The 17,911-nt window shown below is 31.4% G+C and carries 22 protein-coding genes and 1 riboswitch; of the genes, 17 read left to right on the top strand and 5 right to left on the bottom strand.

What is annotated here, in order from left to right:
• Positions 1 to 185: 185 nt before the first annotated feature.
• Positions 186 to 389, top strand: coding sequence for a sterile alpha motif-like domain-containing protein (locus ACVBFA_RS08330; RefSeq protein WP_002446000.1), 204 nt, complete (start codon positions 186 to 188; stop codon positions 387 to 389).
• Here ACVBFA_RS08330 and ACVBFA_RS08325 read toward each other — a convergent pair.
• Positions 381 to 617 (bottom strand): hypothetical protein, encoded by a 237-nt coding sequence (locus ACVBFA_RS08325; protein ID WP_002446001.1) that lies wholly within the window; start codon positions 615 to 617, stop codon positions 381 to 383. The two genes, ACVBFA_RS08330 and ACVBFA_RS08325, sit on opposite strands and share 9 nt — an antisense overlap.
• A 213-nt stretch (positions 618 to 830) precedes the next feature.
• On the opposite strand from ACVBFA_RS08325, the gene ACVBFA_RS08320 reads away from it, so the two are divergent.
• Positions 831 to 1,418 carry a histidine phosphatase family protein gene (locus ACVBFA_RS08320; protein ID WP_002490737.1) on the top strand — a complete coding sequence of 196 codons (588 nt, stop codon included), beginning with the start codon at positions 831 to 833 and terminating at the stop codon, positions 1,416 to 1,418.
• A gap of 270 nt (positions 1,419 to 1,688) precedes the next feature.
• On the opposite strand, the gene ACVBFA_RS08315 is transcribed toward ACVBFA_RS08320, so the two are convergent.
• Both ACVBFA_RS08315 and ACVBFA_RS08310 read right to left on the bottom strand, forming a co-directional pair.
• Positions 1,689 to 2,189, bottom strand: coding sequence for a GNAT family N-acetyltransferase (locus ACVBFA_RS08315; protein ID WP_002446003.1), 501 nt, complete (start codon positions 2,187 to 2,189; stop codon positions 1,689 to 1,691).
• Between the two features lie 405 nt (positions 2,190 to 2,594).
• Positions 2,595 to 3,017: an organic hydroperoxide resistance protein gene (locus tag ACVBFA_RS08310; protein ID WP_002457221.1), complete on the bottom strand. Its 423-nt coding sequence runs from the start codon at positions 3,015 to 3,017 to the stop codon at positions 2,595 to 2,597.
• 160 nt (positions 3,018 to 3,177) lie between these two features.
• Between ACVBFA_RS08310 and aroD the strand changes: the two genes are divergently transcribed.
• Complete coding sequence (gene aroD, locus ACVBFA_RS08305) at positions 3,178 to 3,894, top strand: type I 3-dehydroquinate dehydratase (RefSeq protein ID WP_002475962.1); 717 nt, start codon at positions 3,178 to 3,180, stop codon at positions 3,892 to 3,894.
• Positions 3,895 to 3,974: 80 nt separating this feature from the next.
• Positions 3,975 to 4,517, top strand: coding sequence for a nitroreductase family protein (locus tag ACVBFA_RS08300; RefSeq protein ID WP_002475966.1), 543 nt, complete (start codon positions 3,975 to 3,977; stop codon positions 4,515 to 4,517).
• Positions 4,518 to 4,692: 175 nt separating this feature from the next.
• On the opposite strand, the gene ACVBFA_RS08295 is transcribed toward ACVBFA_RS08300, so the two are convergent.
• A complete protein-coding gene (locus tag ACVBFA_RS08295; protein ID WP_002446008.1) occupies positions 4,693 to 5,016 on the bottom strand; it encodes a thioredoxin family protein in 324 nt (107 codons plus the stop codon).
• Positions 5,017 to 5,159: 143 nt separating this feature from the next.
• On the opposite strand from ACVBFA_RS08295, the gene ACVBFA_RS08290 reads away from it, so the two are divergent.
• The 8 genes from ACVBFA_RS08290 (at position 5,160) to ACVBFA_RS08255 (ending at position 10,597) form a co-directional block, all read left to right on the top strand.
• The gene (locus tag ACVBFA_RS08290; RefSeq protein ID WP_126122406.1) at positions 5,160 to 5,513 is read left to right on the top strand and encodes an arsenate reductase family protein; all 354 of its coding nucleotides are present in this window, start codon (positions 5,160 to 5,162) and stop codon (positions 5,511 to 5,513) included.
• 173 nt (positions 5,514 to 5,686) lie between these two features.
• Entirely contained in the window at positions 5,687 to 6,067 is a 381-nt protein-coding gene (gene gcvH / locus ACVBFA_RS08285; RefSeq protein WP_002475964.1) for a glycine cleavage system protein GcvH, read from the top strand.
• Between the two features lie 259 nt (positions 6,068 to 6,326).
• The gene (locus ACVBFA_RS08280) at positions 6,327 to 6,713 is read left to right on the top strand and encodes a toprim domain-containing protein (RefSeq protein ID WP_002457216.1); all 387 of its coding nucleotides are present in this window, start codon (positions 6,327 to 6,329) and stop codon (positions 6,711 to 6,713) included.
• Entirely contained in the window at positions 6,706 to 7,002 is a 297-nt protein-coding gene (locus tag ACVBFA_RS08275; protein ID WP_126122407.1) for a thioredoxin family protein, read from the top strand. The genes ACVBFA_RS08280 and ACVBFA_RS08275 overlap by 8 nt, the downstream gene beginning before the upstream one ends.
• Positions 7,003 to 7,059: 57 nt before the next feature.
• A riboswitch (SAM riboswitch) is annotated at positions 7,060 to 7,162 on the top strand.
• A 93-nt stretch (positions 7,163 to 7,255) separates the two neighbouring features.
• Complete coding sequence (locus ACVBFA_RS08270) at positions 7,256 to 8,281, top strand: methionine ABC transporter ATP-binding protein (protein ID WP_002457215.1); 1,026 nt, start codon at positions 7,256 to 7,258, stop codon at positions 8,279 to 8,281.
• A complete protein-coding gene (locus ACVBFA_RS08265; protein ID WP_002446013.1) occupies positions 8,274 to 8,969 on the top strand; it encodes a methionine ABC transporter permease in 696 nt (231 codons plus the stop codon). Before ACVBFA_RS08270 ends, ACVBFA_RS08265 begins: the two co-directional genes overlap by 8 nt.
• Before the next feature lie 20 nt (positions 8,970 to 8,989).
• Positions 8,990 to 9,802: a MetQ/NlpA family ABC transporter substrate-binding protein gene (locus ACVBFA_RS08260; RefSeq protein WP_002457213.1), complete on the top strand. Its 813-nt coding sequence runs from the start codon at positions 8,990 to 8,992 to the stop codon at positions 9,800 to 9,802.
• A gap of 603 nt (positions 9,803 to 10,405) precedes the next feature.
• Positions 10,406 to 10,597 carry a CsbD family protein gene (locus tag ACVBFA_RS08255; protein WP_001831967.1) on the top strand — a complete coding sequence of 64 codons (192 nt, stop codon included), beginning with the start codon at positions 10,406 to 10,408 and terminating at the stop codon, positions 10,595 to 10,597.
• Between the two features lie 64 nt (positions 10,598 to 10,661).
• On the opposite strand, the gene ACVBFA_RS08250 is transcribed toward ACVBFA_RS08255, so the two are convergent.
• Complete coding sequence (locus ACVBFA_RS08250; RefSeq protein ID WP_070593320.1) at positions 10,662 to 11,522, bottom strand: DUF368 domain-containing protein; 861 nt, start codon at positions 11,520 to 11,522, stop codon at positions 10,662 to 10,664.
• A 321-nt stretch (positions 11,523 to 11,843) separates the two neighbouring features.
• On the opposite strand from ACVBFA_RS08250, the gene sufC reads away from it, so the two are divergent.
• The 5 genes from sufC (at position 11,844) to sufB (ending at position 17,373) form a co-directional block, all read left to right on the top strand.
• Entirely contained in the window at positions 11,844 to 12,605 is a 762-nt protein-coding gene (gene sufC / locus ACVBFA_RS08245) for a Fe-S cluster assembly ATPase SufC (RefSeq protein ID WP_002446016.1), read from the top strand.
• Positions 12,606 to 12,699: 94 nt separating this feature from the next.
• The gene (gene sufD / locus ACVBFA_RS08240; protein ID WP_002446017.1) at positions 12,700 to 14,007 is read left to right on the top strand and encodes a Fe-S cluster assembly protein SufD; all 1,308 of its coding nucleotides are present in this window, start codon (positions 12,700 to 12,702) and stop codon (positions 14,005 to 14,007) included.
• A 67-nt stretch (positions 14,008 to 14,074) separates the two neighbouring features.
• Complete coding sequence (locus ACVBFA_RS08235; protein ID WP_070593318.1) at positions 14,075 to 15,316, top strand: cysteine desulfurase; 1,242 nt, start codon at positions 14,075 to 14,077, stop codon at positions 15,314 to 15,316.
• On the top strand, positions 15,306 to 15,770 hold the full coding sequence (gene sufU, locus ACVBFA_RS08230; protein WP_001831954.1) for a Fe-S cluster assembly sulfur transfer protein SufU: 465 nt from the start codon (positions 15,306 to 15,308) through the stop codon (positions 15,768 to 15,770). Before ACVBFA_RS08235 ends, sufU begins: the two co-directional genes overlap by 11 nt.
• Positions 15,771 to 15,975: 205 nt before the next feature.
• Positions 15,976 to 17,373, top strand: coding sequence for a Fe-S cluster assembly protein SufB (gene sufB, locus ACVBFA_RS08225; RefSeq protein ID WP_002446019.1), 1,398 nt, complete (start codon positions 15,976 to 15,978; stop codon positions 17,371 to 17,373).
• Positions 17,374 to 17,911: the final 538 nt, after the last annotated feature.

The raw sequence follows: 17,911 nt of genomic DNA, 5'->3' as shown, positions 1-17,911 counted from the left end.
GTAATTTCATCACAAGAGACATAATAAATGAAAATTATCATTATTAACAAAAAAGTTTATGTAAATAGTGCAAAAAAGAACTTTTTGCACATAAAAAAATCGAGTAATTTGGTATGATTAATAGGTGAAAGTATATAAGTAGGTGACTTAAGTGTTTTAACACTTTAAAAAGGGGCTGAAATCAAATGTCTTTTTATGATTTTATTTTAGGATTTATCAATGACGATACACCACTAGGCCATTTAGCACAATACATTTTAAATGATGCTGGTTTCCCAAAGGAAGAGAAAAACAATAATTCTATAAGAACTTATGTGCTTCTTAATTATAATGATCGTCAGTTAATCGAAAGTACAAATCGTGCAATTAGTTTATATCAATTAATTTGAATAATACCAGTTATGGGTCTTAAGCGCATTCCAAACATCTTTAGTTTTAAAGTTTATTTCATTATTACGAACACAAAACGGCTCGATAACATTTTGATCTAACCAAGTATTAATTAATTCTTTAGGTACACCATCAAGTAGCATATCTGTTTTGCTTATAATTAAACATTCCCAATCTAAAGAAATTGAATTAGGATTGACATAGTTACATTGACTATGAGCAGACATTATTAATCCTCCTTTATTACATGTAAATCTAATGTTAAGTTATACCCTAAACAAATTTTATTAAACAATCAGCTTTTAAATTGTAAGATTTCTAACTTTTTAAATCATTGGTTTACTTTGTAATTTGGCAGTGATTAAATAAAAGTGTCATAAAAAATGATCGGTGTATAATTTGGTGAATATATTAAATAATGATTGTAGAGGTGTTTACAGTTGGTTAAAACATTATATCTAATGAGACATGGTCAAACAGTATTTAACTTAAAAGGTAAAATACAAGGGGCTAGTGACTCACCTTTGACTGCTTTAGGTGTACAACAAGCGAATGCAGCACAACAATATTTTAAAACGAAAAATATTCATTTTGACTATCTTTATTCATCACCACAACAAAGAGCACGTGACACGTTAGAGAACACTGTGCCAAACCAACAATATTGGTGTGTAAAAGATCTTAAAGAGTGGGGATTTGGATTATTTGAAGGGGAAAGTATCGAGTTATTAAGAGCTATTAAACAACCTAAATATTTGTATGGTGATGCTGTTGTACCATTTGAAGGAGAATCAAGATCTGAAGTTGAACAAAGGGTTAATCGAGCACTCTATGAAATGATGGATACAACAGATGGAGAGACGATTCTAGCAGTGAGTCATGGTAGCACAATTGGTTTATTTGTAAGAAATATATTAGGGTATGATAGGGGAAGTAAATTTGAAATAGGAAATTGTAACATTGTAAAATTTGAATACGATGGAGAAGAATTTATATTTAAAGATATAATTAATCCCATTAAAAAATAGTTTATTTACAAGATAGTTTTAATAATATGCGTACGTTAATTGTTCAATAACTACAGAAAAATTAACATAGCCTCAAATGATTTGTGTAATTTCATTGGAGGCTAAATTTTTAAACTTTTTGTATATGGGAATCACTTAAATAATATATGTTTTGAGTTACTGATTTTTGAAGTAGTCATTTTAAATATCCATATAAACTCATCATCAAAAAGTACTATTTCCATGTATGGACTTAATAATGAAAATGTTTAAAAGGTAAATATAAGTATTTTATTCTGATGACTCAGTTGTTGAATAAATGAGCCAATTTTCGTCAAAATATTCATCGCCAATTTTGCTAGCGTTTTTTTCAAAAGCAAGATTTTCGAAACCTATAGAACTAAAAAACACTTTAGCACTTATATTATTTGATGCAATAGCAATCATCAATGTTTCAATGTTATGTTCTTTAGCGTATTGAATAATATGATTAATTAATTCTCGGTTAACAATTTCATCATTATTTTTAACAAAATTATTTTCAAGAATAGCTTTGTGGCATTTACCTACATAATTCATTTGTTTTAAAGTACATGTTGCAACAAGTTCATCATCTTCAAAAGCACCAAATATATTCCAATAATCAGTATGATTAGACAGGATAGTTTTGAGTCTATCAATGCCAACATTTTCTAAATAGTAACGATCCCATTCATAGTTATGGTGACCAAATTTCATTAATTCAATATAGGAATCCAAATCGTTTTGATTCAATAAACGGATATTGTTCATGGTGACCTCCCATTAAAAGAAATAACATAAATAAAAAATGATTTTTGAAATTAAGACTTATTAAATACATAATAAAAGAATTATTAAAAATACGCAATAATCGTTTTGTTACCATAAAAAACATTATTAACAATATATTTAAAAATCGTTTTTAAAATCCATTTTATATTTTTGGCAATTGAGAAATGATAACTTTGAAATGAATTTATCACATTTTATTTTATCAATATTTTGAAAAAACGAAAGGTATATTTTGAATCTTTACAAAAAATTATTGAAAAGTATGTTATAAATACTAATTAAATAAGCAAGATTGATAACATAAGAAATTTAAAAAGTAATAAAAAACACCCACAATTTGATAGCACAAATTGTGGGTGAAGAATATAATTAATCGATAAAATATTATTCTACTACTTCAACATTTAAGTTTACATCGATATTGCCACGTGTAGCTTTAGAATACGGACAAAAGTCGTGCGCATCTTGTAAATATTTTTCAGCATCTTCTTGTGATAAAACATTTTTAACTTTTGCATGAATATCAACGCTAAGTTTTGGGCTTTCAGCATCTGGATCATCTTCCAAGCGTACTGTTAACGTTACTTCAGGTTCAGCATCGCGCACTTTATTTTGTTTTAAAATTAAATCAAATGCACCATTAAAGCATGAAGCGTAACCTGCAGCAAATAATTGTTCTGGATTAGTCGCTTTACCGTCAGCTTGTTGTGGTGGTAATACATCTACATTTATTGCGTTATCGTCAGTATGGACATGACCTTTACGTCCACCTACGTTAGTTGCTTTAGTTTCATATTGAACTGCCATCATTATTACCTCCTCAAAATGTATGTATTTTATTGATACCCAACAGTAGGTGAACTTAATCATTCATTTGAAATTTTAATAATAAGTTTAGAGATATTTGTATGAATGAAAGAAAATCATATAAAATAAAATTACTATAGTGTACGAAATGAGGGATAGAATGACCCATGTAGATATCGCGGCGACAATTGCACCAGAAGAAAAGCTTTCTAAAACTTTACTCAATGATATAAAAATAAACGAGAAATCAATAGATATCGTTGAATTGCGCATTGACCAATGGCCATCCTTTAATAAGGCATTATTAAAGGAAGTGATTAAGCAATTAAAAATATTCCATTTGAAAATATTAGTAACATATAGAACTTCAATTCAAGGGGGGAAAGGAGCTGTAAATGAGCAAGAGTATTTAAATATATTAGGTGAATTAATCGAGTGCCCACAATTTGATATGATTGATATTGAGTGGAGCAGTGCCGTCAATATTGAAAAATATATGCTTCTTGTTCAACGTGCACAACAAAAAGGGCTTGAAGTTGTTCTTTCGCATCATAATTTTCAAGAAACACCGGCTTTAGATGAACTTAAATTTATTTACTTTAAAATGCAAAAGCTCAATCCTGATTATTTAAAGCTTGCGGTTATGCCTAAAAGTCAAGAGGACGTGTTACATTTATTAGAAGCCATGTCACTGACAGCGAAGCACACATCATGCCGAATTGTCGGTATATCGATGTCTAGTTTGGGTAAAGTCAGCCGAATTGCTCAAGGCGTATTTGGTGGAACGCTGTCTTATGGTTGCATAGAAGAACCACAAGCACCGGGACAGATACATGTCTCTAAGTTAAAATCCTTGGTTTCATTTTATGAGGATTAACTTGTAAGTTTGAATTCAATAACAATGTATCTTATAATTGATAATGGTTATCATGTATAAAATAAAGGGAGCGAAATACATTGGAATTACAAGAAGCTATATCTAATCGTAGAAGCGTCAAAAAATTTAAACACGATATGGTGGTTGATGATCAAACGGTTTACGATGCAATATATAAAGCTGCTGACGCTCCAAATCATGGTATGAGAGAACCATGGAGATTGGTTCATATTTCAAAAGATAAACTCGGTGATTTTAGTAGGGATATCACAAGATTTGCTTTTCCAGATAGTCCTGAAAAGCGAGAGAATCACTTTCATGCAGTAACAAATTTGGGTGGCATGTTGTTGTTGATTTTAAAAGATGATCCAAGACAACGTCAAAGTCGTGAAAATTATTTTGCATTTGGAGCGTTTGCTCAAAATTTAATGTTACTTTTATACGAAGCGGGCATTGGTACTTGTTGGAAGTCGCCACAATATATCTTTGATCCTAAAATACGAAAAGTCTTAGGTGTAAAAGATAATGAAATATTAGCAGGATTTTTGTATCTTACTGATTTAGAAGAAGTACCAACTAAGGCTAAACGTAAAAATAAAAATCTTATTACCGAATTTGAATAAATCATCCGTGATATTGAGCGTGTATTAAAAATAGGTGAGATGTAATTTGTGTTTATCGTTTCACCGTGACAATGAGTAACAGAGTTGAAAACAGAAGTATTTACTTTAGTTACTGACGAATAATACAAGAAAAACCTGAGACGTTTGATAATGTCTCAGGTTTTTTGGTTAAATATTATTGATCTAAATGTTCAGACAAGAATGATTCAACTTGTTCAGGTGATTTAGCATTTGCTGAATGCAAGTGGGCTAATTTTTCACCATTTTGGAATATTAAAATACTTGGGATACCCATAACATCATTTTCAGTTGTTACATCTTCTAATTCGTCACGATCGACCACATACCATTGATAATTATTATATTTTTCAACAATCGGATCTATCCACATATCCATCGCTTTACAATCTGGACACCAGTCGGCTTCAAACTTGATAATTACTGGATCGGTACTATCAATAGTAGAATTAAATTCTTCAGTTTGATGAATATTTTTCATCACTATCTACTCCTTTTTGTAATTTGGTAAACTTATTATAACGAATGACTGCACATTAACAAAAATATTAGCTTGAAAATTAAAGCGTTCAATTAAATATCATGATATATTTAAGTTAATAGAGAGAAGGAGGTAAAAGGTAATTGATTAAATTTTATCAGTATCCCAAATGTACAACGTGCAAAAAAGCTGCAAAGTTTTTAGATGAGCACGATGTGAATTTTGAATCTATTGATATTGTTCAATATACACCGACTAAAAAAGAATTCAAAGATATCGTAGATAAAACGGGTGTGAATATTAATAAGTTGTTTAATACACATGGTATCAAATATCGCGAATTAAATTTAAAAGAGAAACTTAAAAATATGTCTGATGATGAAAAACTAGAACTACTTGCTTCAGATGGAATGTTGGTTAAACGTCCATTAGCTATCTCTGGTAACCATTTGACTTTAGGATTTAAAGAAAATGAGTATCAACACCAATGGTTATAGGTGTGATATTAAATTAGAGAAAGTGAACATTAATAAAAAAATATAAATTAAAATGGTGTTTTGTATATTTAAAAACGAATTTTAATTCATTTATTCTTTGTAATAATAGTTGAATGAATAATATGTGTGTGGCATCATTAAATTGTAATTAAATTAATCAGGAGGGGATTTTCGTGGCAGTACCGAGCGAATTTAAATATTCTAAAGAGCATGAGTGGGTTAAAATTGAAAATAATGTAGCAACAATTGGTATTACAGAATACGCACAAAACGAATTAGGTGATATCGTATTTGTTGAGCTACCTGAAACTGAAGATGAATTAAATGAAGGTGACACATTCGGTAGTGTTGAATCAGTAAAAACAGTATCAGAGTTGTATGCGCCAATTTCTGGGAAAATTGTTGAAGTTAATGAAGAATTGGAAGATAGCCCAGAATTTGTAAATGAATCACCATACGAAAAAGCATGGATGGTTAAAATTGAAATTAGTGACGATAGTCAATTAGAAGAATTATTATCAGCAGATCAATACTCAGAAATGATTGGTGAATAATGATTACAAACTCCTCGATTAGATTTAATCAAGGAGTTTTTTTAGAAGGAATAACTTTAATCAGAAACGTAAGCCAAGGTTCATGCATGAGTGACACTAACAATTGAAAATTGCAGTAAAAAAGAGGAACGTTTGAGCAAGGCTCAAGCATAAGTGACACTAGCAATTGAAAATTGTAGTGTCACTAAATGTTTAGGTTTTGGGGATTTTGTGAATGATGATAGTGACAGTTACTTTGACGCTTAGAAGGTGGATTGACATGGCTATTGTAAATAAGGTTATTATTGTCGAAGGTAAATCGGATAAGAAGAGAGTACAACAAGTGATCGCTGAACCTGTAAACATCATTTGTACACATGGCACTATGAGTATAGATAAGATAGACAACATGATAGAAACACTTTATGACAAACAAGTTTATGTTCTTGCCGATTCTGATGATGAGGGTGAAAAAATTAGAAAATGGTTTAAACGTTATTTAAGCGAAAGTGAACATATTTATGTTGATAAAACGTTTTGTGAAGTTGCTAAGTGCCCCAAAAATTATTTAGCACATGTATTAAGTAGATATGGTTTTAATGTAAAAAAAGAAAAGAAACTTATGAATAATTTAAAAACTGAAAGGCTAGTTTTAGTAAATGAATAAATTGAAGGATATTGAAGACATAACTGTTAATTTTAATAAAGATAAACATCTCATATTTGGTTATACACCAATGTGTGGAACATGTAAGATTTCTGAAAGGATGTTGGATATTGCTAATGAAATCTTACAATTGCCAATAAAAAAAATAGATCTTAATTTTCATCCTGAATGGAGTAAAGAGAAACAAATTATGTCTGTTCCTGTATTGCTGCTTATGCGTAGAGATGAAGAGATAAAAAGAATCTATGCATTTCAGTCAGTTACTTATTTGTTAGAAAATTTAAAATAATTATTGACGAAACATTAGTACGATGGTAGGATTAATACAAATTAAATAATGCTTTAACTCTTATCGAGAGAGGTGGAGGGATGTGCCCTAAGAAGCCCGGCAACCGTCTAAAATAGAAATGGTGCCAATTCACATAAAGTATAACTTTAGAAGATGAGAGAAAGAACATTTCAACAAATGCTTTCTCAAATTTTCTAAAAATTGAGAAAGCATTTTTAATTTGATTACTAAGCAACATAAGGAGGCTATTAACGTGATTAAGCTAAACCAAATTGTTAAACGCTATCATACCAAGGACAAAGATGTTCTTGCTGTTGATCACGTTGATTTAAACATTGAATCCGGCTCTATTTTTGGTGTGATTGGTTTCTCAGGAGCTGGTAAAAGTACGCTCATAAGAATGTTTAACAACTTAGAATCTCCAACGTCAGGTGAAATCATTATAGATGGAGACAATATAAGTCAATTATCTAAATCACAGTTACGAAAAAAACGACAAAAGGTGAGTATGATTTTTCAACATTTTAACTTGCTATGGTCAAGAAATGTATTGAAAAATGTAACATTTCCATTAGAAATTGCTGGCGTTCCAAGTGGTCGAGCTAAACAAAAAGCATTGGAACTTATTGAACTTGTCGGTCTAAAAGGTCGAGAAAGTGCGTATCCGTCTGAATTATCAGGCGGACAAAAACAAAGAGTGGGTATTGCGAGAGCATTAGCTAATGATCCAGATGTATTGTTATGTGATGAGGCGACAAGTGCATTAGATCCACAAACTACAGATGAAATTCTAGATTTATTATTGAAGGTAAGGGAACAACAAAATCTAACTATTGTACTTATAACACATGAAATGCATGTTATACGAAGAATTTGTGATGAAGTTGCTGTAATGGAAAACGGTAAAGTTATTGAACAAGGAGCGGTAAGTAAAGTATTTGAGAATCCACAACATGAAGTAACGAAACGTTTTGTGAAAGATGATTTAAACGATGATTTTGAAGATTCTTTAGAGTATTTGGAGCCATTAGATCATGATGCATATATTGTGAGGTTAAACTTTACTGGTGATAATACGACTGAGCCTATCATATCTTATATGACGAAGACACATAACATAGATGTGAATATTCTTGAAGCGGATATTAAGAATACTAAAAACGGTTCGCTTGGATTTTTAGTTATTCACATACCACATATAAGTGAGGAACATTTCAAGCAATTTAAACATAATCTTCACGAACAACACGTTAATGTGGAGGTGCTAAGACATGGGTAAATCTTACGGTGAAATATTTCATGAAATGGTGACAATGCCGAATGTTCAGTGGCCAGAGGTTTGGCAAGCAATTTTAGAAACTCTATATATGACTGTTGTTTCGACACTTTTTGCATTTGTCTTTGGACTTATATTAGGGGTATTACTCTTTTTATCTGCGAAAAGTAACTCATTGGCTGCTAAGATTTTCTACACGATTGTGTCATTCATTGTTAATTTATTTAGAGCAATTCCATTTATCATATTAATTTTACTGTTAATTCCATTTACAAGTGTACTTCTCGGAACAATCAGTGGTCCAACTGGTGCATTACCAGCACTTATTATTGGTGCAGCGCCATTCTACGCTAGATTGGTCGAGATTGCTTTTAAAGAAATTGATAAAGGTGTTATAGAAGCTGCTTGGTCAATGGGAGCGAACACTTGGATAGTTGTGAGAAAAGTACTACTTCCTGAAGCAATGCCTGCATTAGTCTCAGGTATTACCGTTACTGCAATTGCTTTGGTAGGTTCTACAGCTATTGCAGGTGTTATTGGCGCAGGTGGTTTAGGTAATTTAGCATATTTAACAGGATTTACTCGAAATCAAAATGATGTCATTTTAGTTTCAACAGTATTTATTTTAATTATTGTATTTATAATCCAGTTCCTAGGGGATTGGCTTACAAATAAAATCGATAAACGCTAAAGAAAAGGGGATTATATTCTATGAAAAAATTATTCGGAATTATTTTAGTATTGGCTTTAACGATTGCCTTAGCTGCATGTGGTGGAGGTAAAGATAAGGAAAAAACTATCACAGTAGGTGCATCTCCAGCACCACACGCTGAAATTTTAGAAAAAGCAAAACCATTATTGAAGAAAAAAGGTTATGATTTAAAAATCAAACCAATTAACGATTACACAACGCCTAATAAATTATTAGACAAAGGTGAAATCGATGCGAACTTCTTCCAACATACACCATATTTAAATACTGAAAGTAAAGAAAAAGGGTATAAAATTGAATCGGCTGGGAATGTTGAATTAGAACCTATGGCTGTATACTCAAAAAAATATAAAAGCTTAAAAGATCTACCTAAAGGTGCAACAGTATATGTATCAAATAACCCAGCTGAACAAGGTCGTTTCTTAAAATTCTTTGTAGATGAAGGTCTTATTAAACTTAAAAAAGGCGTTAAAATTGAAAATGCTAAATTTGATGACATAACTGAAAACAAAAAAGATATTAAATTTAACAACAAACAATCAGCAGAATATTTACCAAAAATCTATCAAAATCAAGACGCTGACGCAGTAATCATTAATTCTAACTATGCGATTGACCAAAAATTAAGTCCTAAAAAAGATTCGATTGCTTTAGAATCTCCTAAAGATAACCCATATGCAAATTTAATTGCAGTTAAAAAAGGTCATAAAAATGATGAAAATATCAAAGTATTAATGGAAGTGCTACAATCTAAAGAAATTCAAGATTATATTAAAGATAAGTATGATGGAGCTGTCGTACCTGCTAAGTAAATAGCAAACAATTAATAATATTTAATCGTTTGTCACATGATTATACAAAAACACGTAGATGATTTAATATAAAATCATTTACGTGTTTTTTGCTATTGAACCTTTAATTTTTAACTCACTTTTGTTAGACATTTTAACTTCCATAAACATTTTTCTGTGATTATAGTTATCTAACAATGACTATTATTCACTAGCCATATTTTTAGAATAGGAAGCTTTGTAAGAGGTAAAGCCAATGGTCTTTATACGCACAACATATCTATAATTATTTAAATATTATCACGGTATAAAATACCAACACTTACACCGCTATATCCCATTTGGTAATCAAATTTGATAATTTCAATTTGTGGATGTGATTTTAAAAATTGATTTACTTTTTTTATCTAACCCTTTTTCAGTAATCGCTTTAATAGTAATAAATTTCATAAAATATACCAACCCAACTTATAATTATTTTATATTCAATATACTATAATCTACTGTAAATTTATAGTTTCTTTCGTAAAATCATCTGTATGTGAAAAAAATTCATAAAAGATGTTTAGCTCATAAATAAGAGGGTAACAATATTAATAAGTTAAGCATAAGGAGGAATTTTAAATGGCTGAAGATAAATTTGAACAAGCTAAAGGTAATATTAAAGAAACAGTAGGTAATGCTACTGATAATAAAGAATTAGAAAAAGATGGTAAAGGTGACAAAGCTTCTGGTAAAGCAAAAGAAGCTGTAGAAAACGTTAAAGAAAAAGCAAATGACGTTATTGATAAATTTAAAGGTAATAAAGGTGACTAATAATAGTCCTTATAATTTAGCCCTCATGTACTCTAAGGTATATGAGGGCTTGTTTGTGTATATATCAAAATGATGCTTCATTTTTTGCTGTAATTTTACCAAGAACATAGCTTACTAAGAAGCCAGTGACCAATAGGAAAAATGATATGATCCATTGGATTAAGTCTTTCGGGAATCCAGGGAAAACTGCATACAACGATCCAATCACAAAGCCTATTATCAAAGCAAAGGTCATTGTAGGGTGTTGATGTAGACAATATTGAATTAATCGACTTGAAATCATAAATCCAGTGACAATACCGAAACCTACTATTAATATGATAGGTAATGCATTTAAATTAAAATGAAGTAGTTCAGAGATGGCATACATTAGCGTCCCATATACTCCGAAGACAAGTAACATAAATGATCCAGAAATGCCCGGTAATAACATAGCACTTGAAGCGAAAACACCTGCGATAAAATATTTAATGATAAGACTGAAAGATAAAGTAAGTGTTTCACCTGTATGCTTGTCCCCATTATTAAGCAATGCGAAAACGACTATAATAGCAATACCTAATAATAGAATAGAATAATGTATTATACTGAAATTTTTTTTGAAATTAGAGACGGTTAATAAATAAGGGATGATACCGAGAATCAAACCTGTAAAAAATAACATAGTAGGAATATGATGTTGACTAAGCAAATAATTAAATAATTGACTTAATAGTCCTATAGCTATTAGCATTCCTATTAAAATAGGTAGTAAAAATTTTAAGCTAGGCCAAAATCGTCTTGAAAACAAACCACTAATTGAGCTAATAAAGTCTTCATAAATTCCAAGTAATAAAGCGATAGTCCCTCCACTTACACCTGGGACGAGATCACTTGTGCCCATACCAAAACCTTTAAATATATTTATCCATTTGAATTTTTTCATAATAAACTCCTTTCAAGAAAATTTTAAAGGTTAAAGTGCATAATATCACATTATTTGAACTTCTTGGGATATTTTTCTTTTTGTCTAAAGATTGGCTATTGAGAAAGTGAGCTTGCCATTATCATTTAAAAAATTTCAGAACGATTACATAAAAATAATTATTGTTAAATAATAAATCTAAATAAGTGTTTTAAAAAGTTTATATTAGCGACTAAGTACGTTATAATGAAGTGGATTGAAATTCAATGAGTCTTTTTGACTATAGATTAAAATTATTATAAACTAGTTAAGAAAACTTTATATTTTACGGAGGGAATATAAATGTCATCAACATTAGAGATTAAGGACCTACATGTGTCTATCGAGGATAAAGAAATTTTAAAAGGTGTTAACTTAACAATTAATACTGGTGAAATACACGCAATTATGGGACCTAATGGTACTGGTAAATCAACATTATCGTCAGCAATTATGGGACATCCAAGTTATGAAGTTACACAAGGTGAAGTATTATTAGATGGCGTTAATATTTTAGAGTTAGACGTTGATGAGAGAGCTAAAGCAGGTTTATTTTTAGCTATGCAATACCCATCAGAAATTACAGGGGTAACAAACGCAGATTTTATGCGCTCAGCAATCAATGCGAAACGTGAAGAGGGACAAGAAATTAATTTAATGCAGTTCATCAAGAAATTGGATAAACAAATGGACTTTTTAGATATCGATAAAGATATGGCTCAACGTTATTTAAATGAAGGTTTCTCTGGTGGAGAGAAAAAACGAAATGAGATTTTACAATTAATGATGTTAGAACCGAAATTCGCTATTTTAGATGAAATTGACTCTGGTTTGGATATCGATGCTTTAAAAGTGGTTTCTAAAGGTATTAATCAAATGCGTGGTGAAGAGTTTGGTGCATTAATGATTACGCACTATCAACGACTTTTAAATTATATTACACCAGATCAAGTACATGTGATGTATGGTGGTAAAGTTGTGAAATCTGGAGGCCCAGAATTAGCTAAACGTCTTGAAGAAGAAGGCTATGAATGGGTTAAAGAAGAATTTGGTGCTGCTGAATAGTCATATTCCAAAATTAGCATTGAGATGTTCACATAAAATGATGAAACTGAACATTCGAAGTAAAATTTATTTCATCAAGTAGGAGGAAAAAGTGATGACAACTAAAACTTTGAACATTTCTGAAGAACAACTTGTTGATTATTCTAAAGCGCACAATGAACCTTCTTGGATGACAGAGTTACGTAAAAAAGCGTTGAAATTAACAGAAACTTTAGAAATGCCAAAACCTGATAAAACGAAATTAAGAAAATGGGATTTTGATACGTTTAAACAACACCATACAACAGGAGATTCATACCATCAATTAACTGATTTACCAAAATCTGTTAAAGAAATCATTGATGTTGAAAACTCAGAAAATTTAATCATTCAACATAATAATGATTTGGCATATACACAGGTATCAGATCAAGCTAAAAATGATGGTGTGATTATTGAAGGTCTATCTGAAGCACTAGTCAATCATAGTGATTTAGTTCAAAAGTACTTTATGACTAAAGCAGTAAATGTTGATGAACATCGTTTAACAGCATTACATACTGCATTAGTGAACGGTGGTATTTTTGTTTATGTACCTAAAAATACTGTTGTAGAACATCCGATACAGTATGTTGTTTTACATGATGATGAACAAGCGAGCTTTTACAATCACGTCATCATTGTTACAGAAGAAAGTGCAGAGGTTACCTATGTAGAGAACTATCTTTCTACTACTAGTGGTGAAGATAACCAACTTAATATTGTGTCAGAGGTTATCGCTGGCGCAAACTCTAACGTCACATATGGTTCAGTTGATTATTTAGATAAAGGATTTACAGGTCATATCATTCGTCGTGGTTCTGCAGATGCAGATGCTTCTATCAATTGGGCATTAGGATTGATGAATGAAGGTAGCCAAATTATAGATAATACTACAAATCTTAACGGTGATCGTTCAACAAGTGCATTGAAATCAGTTGTTGTTGGTACAGGTGATCAAAAAATAAATTTAACTTCCAAAATTGTTCAATACGGTAAAGAAACAGACGGGTATATATTGAAACATGGTGTTATGAAAGAAAATGCATCTTCTGTATTTAATGGAATTGGCTACATTAAACATGGTGGTACAAAATCTATTGCGAACCAAGAGTCACGTGTTTTGATGTTATCTGAAAATGCACGTGGTGATGCTAATCCTATTCTTTTAATAGACGAAGATGATGTTGAAGCAGGACATGCAGCTTCAGTTGGTCGTGTCGATCCTGAGCAATTATACTATTTAATGAGCCGTGGTATTTCAAGAGCTGAAGCAGAGCGTTTAGTTATACATGGTTTCTTAGACCCAGTAGTACGTGAATTACCGATTGACGATGTAAAACGTCAACTAAGAGAAGTAATTGAGCGTAAAGTTTCAAAATAAAGTCAAAGATTAATTCAATTGATACCTCCTAGAGGGGAAACTCATATATAGAAAGGTCGTGACTATAATGGCCGAACATTCTCTTGATGTTAAGGCAGTCATTAAAGACTTTCCGATACTTGAGCAAAAGGTAAATAATAAACGTTTAGCATACCTTGATTCAACTGCGACTAGTCAAACACCTGTACAAGTTTTAAATGTACTAGATGATTATTACAAGCGTTATAATTCTAATGTTCATCGTGGTGTACACACATTGGGGTCATTAGCTACAGATGGCTATGAAAATGCGAGAGAAACAGTAAGACGTTTTATCAATGCGAAGTACTTTGAAGAAATTATTTTCACTCGAGGAACAACTGCATCAATAAATATCGTAGCACATAGTTATGGTGATGCTCATATTAGTGAGGGTGACGAAATTGTTGTAACAGAAATGGAACATCATGCTAATATTGTTCCATGGCAACAATTAGCTAAACGTAAGAATGCAACACTAAAATTTATTCCTATGACAAAAGATGGTGAATTGCAATTAGATGATATAAAAGCAACCATCAATGATAAAACTAAAATTGTTGCTATCGCTCACGTTTCCAACGTTTTAGGAACAATTAATGATGTTAAAACTATCGCTAAAATTGCACACGAACATGGTGCAGTTATAAGTGTGGATGGTGCGCAATCAGCTCCACACATGGCTTTAGATATGCAAGATATTGATGCTGATTTTTATAGTTTTAGTGGACATAAAATGTTAGGTCCTACTGGCATTGGAGTCTTATATGGAAAAAGAGAATTATTACAAAATATGGAACCCGTTGAATTTGGTGGAGATATGATAGACTTCGTAAGTAAATATGACGCCACGTGGGCTGACCTACCAACTAAATTTGAGGCTGGTACACCACTTATTGCTCAAGCAATAGGTCTAGCAGAAGCTATACGTTATATTGAGAATTTAAGTTTTAATGCGATTCATCAACATGAAAAAGAATTGACAGAATATGCATATGAACAAATGTTAAGTATAGATGGTCTTGAAATTTACGGTCCACCAAAAGATAGACGTGCAGGGGTCATTACTTTTAATTTAGAAGATATACATCCACATGATGTAGCTACAGCCGTTGATACAGAAGGTGTTGCAGTTCGTGCAGGCCATCATTGTGCGCAACCTTTGATGAAATGGTTGGGTGTCTCTTCAACAGCACGTGCAAGTTTTTACGTTTATAATACGAAAGAAGATGTAGATCAATTAGTTCAAGCATTGAAACAAACGAAGGAGTTTTTCTCTTATGAATTTTAATAATTTGGATCAATTATATCGATCTGTAATTATGGATCATTACAAAAACCCTAGAAACAAAGGTGTCTTAGACAATGGCTCAATGACTGTTGATATGAATAATCCTACATGTGGTGATCGCATACGTTTGACATTTGATATTGAAGACGGAATCATTAACGATGCTAAGTTTGAAGGTGAAGGATGTTCAATTTCAATGTCTAGTGCATCTATGATGACTGAAGCAGTTAAAGGTCATTCACTTGGTGAAGCAATGCAAATGAGCCAAGAATTTACTAAAATGATGCTCGGTGAAGACTACGAGATTACTGAAGAAATGGGAGATATTGAGGCACTTCAAGGTGTCTCACAATTCCCAGCTCGAATTAAATGTGCAACGCTTGCATGGAAAGCATTAGAAAAAGGGACAGTCGAAAAAGAAGGTAAGTCAGAAGGTACAACTGAAGAAGATTAAAACTAATACATTATAATACCTTTTGATGATGTAAATATATTGTTATACTGAATCAACATCCTCATATGTTTAATTCAGTGATTGTATTACATCATAAAAGTTTAAATCATAATGATAGAGCATAACAAAATAGAGTAAACATAAATATAAATAAATTTTTTATACGCATGCCGTTTATTAATTATAAAATCAAGGAGTGATTAAAATGGCAAAACAAGCACCTGATGTTGGGGATTATAAATACGGATTCCATGACGAAGATATTTCCATTTTTAGATCAGAGCGTGGTTTAACGGAAAATATAGTAACAGAAATCTCTAAAATGAAAGAAGAGCCACAATGGATGTTAGATTTCCGTTTGAAAGCATTGAAATTATTCTATAAAATGCCAATGCCACAATGGGGTGGAGATTTATCTGAATTAGATTTTGATGATATTACGTATTATGTTAAACCTTCTGAACATACTGAACGTTCATGGGATGAAGTGCCTGAAGAAATCAAACGTACTTTTGATAAATTAGGTATTCCAGAAGCTGAGCAGAAATACTTAGCTGGAGTTTCTGCTCAATATGAATCAGAAGTTGTTTATCATAATATGGAGAAAGAATTGGAAGAAAAGGGTATTATTTTCAAAGATACTGATAGTGCATTACGTGAAAATGAAGAGTTATTCAGAGAATATTTTGCGTCTGTAGTACCTGCTGCAGATAATAAATTTGCTGCATTAAATTCAGCAGTATGGTCTGGTGGTTCATTCATTTATGTTCCTAAGAATGTTAAATTAGATACACCACTACAAGCATATTTCCGTATTAACTCTGAGAATATGGGACAATTCGAACGTACATTAATTATTGCTGATGAAGGTGCATCAGTAAACTATGTAGAAGGTTGTACTGCACCTGTATACTCCACAAGTTCACTACATTCGGCAGTTGTTGAAATTATTGTACACAAAGATGCACATGTAAGATATACTACTATCCAAAACTGGGCCAACAACGTATATAATTTAGTAACTAAACGTACCTTTGTACATGAGAATGGTAATATGGAATGGGTAGATGGAAACTTAGGTTCTAAGTTGACGATGAAATATCCTAACTGTGTACTTTTAGGTGAGGGTGCTAAAGGTAGCACGCTATCCATTGCATTTGCTGGTAAAGGCCAAGTTCAAGATGCTGGTGCTAAAATGATTCATAAAGCACCTAATACATCTTCAACTATTGTTTCTAAATCTATCTCCAAAAATGGCGGTAAAGTCATTTATCGTGGTATCGTTCATTTTGGACGTAAAGCTAAGGGTGCACGTTCAAACATCGAATGTGATACATTAATTTTAGATAATGAATCAACTTCAGATACTATCCCTTATAATGAAGTGTTCAATGACAATATTTCTCTAGAACATGAAGCTAAAGTTTCTAAAGTATCAGAAGAGCAATTATTCTATCTTATGAGTCGTGGTATTTCTGAGGAAGAAGCGACAGAAATGATTGTTATGGGATTCATTGAACCGTTCACTAAAGAATTACCAATGGAATACGCAGTAGAAATGAACCGTTTAATTAAGTTTGAAATGGAAGGCTCAATTGGTTAATACTAAATCAACTATAATATGATTAACAACCAACGAATCGTTTGTGATTCGCTGGTTGTTTTATTTTTATGTCAAACTCAGTTGGTGGCATTGAAAAAATTAAATAGAAGTTAATACCTTATCCGCTTATTTCAAATTAGTTAATTTAGAAAAGTGAACATAATTCTTTTTACGAGTTCCATAATTTATTTAAGCTTTTTAAACAATATAATTATGATATTTCTTTTGATTTTATGATAAATAGTTGAAAGCAAACGGTTTAACTGATTCGTAAAAACTCTAAAAGAATAATTTTCTTTTCTAATAATACTTTATACTTGCATGAGTAGTTAATTTATGATTGTTTTAGCTCATATTGGCTCTAATATTTATTTTTATTGGTTAATAACATCTTATATAAGAGTATCAATCATGAGTCTTTTTTATGAAATTTTTTTTAGTATCTCATTTAATATTTCAATTCATTAAATAAAATGGATTCTACTGTAAAAACATTGAAGATATTACAGAAACACTAGCTATTGCAAATAATGAAGTT

The organism is Staphylococcus sp. MSU001, assembly GCF_052976705.1.
The sequence above is the reverse complement of the archived record's forward strand: the minus strand, read 5'-3'. Positions and strand labels throughout refer to the sequence as shown.

What these genes read in the sequence shown, in the direction of transcription:
- ACVBFA_RS08330 (WP_002446000.1), top strand. Translation starts at nt 186, where the DNA reads ATGTCTTTTTATGATTTTATTTTAGGATTTATCAATGACGATACACCA.
- ACVBFA_RS08325 (WP_002446001.1), bottom strand. Translation starts at nt 617, where the DNA reads ATGTCTGCTCATAGTCAATGTAACTATGTCAATCCTAATTCAATTTCT.
- ACVBFA_RS08315 (WP_002446003.1), bottom strand. Translation starts at nt 2,189, where the DNA reads ATGAACAATATCCGTTTATTGAATCAAAACGATTTGGATTCCTATATT.
- ACVBFA_RS08310 (WP_002457221.1), bottom strand. Translation starts at nt 3,017, where the DNA reads ATGGCAGTTCAATATGAAACTAAAGCAACTAACGTAGGTGGACGTAAA.
- aroD (WP_002475962.1), top strand. Translation starts at nt 3,178, where the DNA reads ATGACCCATGTAGATATCGCGGCGACAATTGCACCAGAAGAAAAGCTT.
- ACVBFA_RS08295 (WP_002446008.1), bottom strand. Translation starts at nt 5,016, where the DNA reads ATGAAAAATATTCATCAAACTGAAGAATTTAATTCTACTATTGATAGT.
- ACVBFA_RS08280 (WP_002457216.1), top strand. Translation starts at nt 6,327, where the DNA reads ATGGCTATTGTAAATAAGGTTATTATTGTCGAAGGTAAATCGGATAAG.
- ACVBFA_RS08275 (WP_126122407.1), top strand. Translation starts at nt 6,706, where the DNA reads ATGAATAAATTGAAGGATATTGAAGACATAACTGTTAATTTTAATAAA.
- ACVBFA_RS08265 (WP_002446013.1), top strand. Translation starts at nt 8,274, where the DNA reads ATGGGTAAATCTTACGGTGAAATATTTCATGAAATGGTGACAATGCCG.
- ACVBFA_RS08260 (WP_002457213.1), top strand. Translation starts at nt 8,990, where the DNA reads ATGAAAAAATTATTCGGAATTATTTTAGTATTGGCTTTAACGATTGCC.
- ACVBFA_RS08255 (WP_001831967.1), top strand. Translation starts at nt 10,406, where the DNA reads ATGGCTGAAGATAAATTTGAACAAGCTAAAGGTAATATTAAAGAAACA.
- ACVBFA_RS08250 (WP_070593320.1), bottom strand. Translation starts at nt 11,522, where the DNA reads ATGAAAAAATTCAAATGGATAAATATATTTAAAGGTTTTGGTATGGGC.
- sufC (WP_002446016.1), top strand. Translation starts at nt 11,844, where the DNA reads ATGTCATCAACATTAGAGATTAAGGACCTACATGTGTCTATCGAGGAT.
- sufD (WP_002446017.1), top strand. Translation starts at nt 12,700, where the DNA reads ATGACAACTAAAACTTTGAACATTTCTGAAGAACAACTTGTTGATTAT.
- ACVBFA_RS08235 (WP_070593318.1), top strand. Translation starts at nt 14,075, where the DNA reads ATGGCCGAACATTCTCTTGATGTTAAGGCAGTCATTAAAGACTTTCCG.
- sufU (WP_001831954.1), top strand. Translation starts at nt 15,306, where the DNA reads ATGAATTTTAATAATTTGGATCAATTATATCGATCTGTAATTATGGAT.
- sufB (WP_002446019.1), top strand. Translation starts at nt 15,976, where the DNA reads ATGGCAAAACAAGCACCTGATGTTGGGGATTATAAATACGGATTCCAT.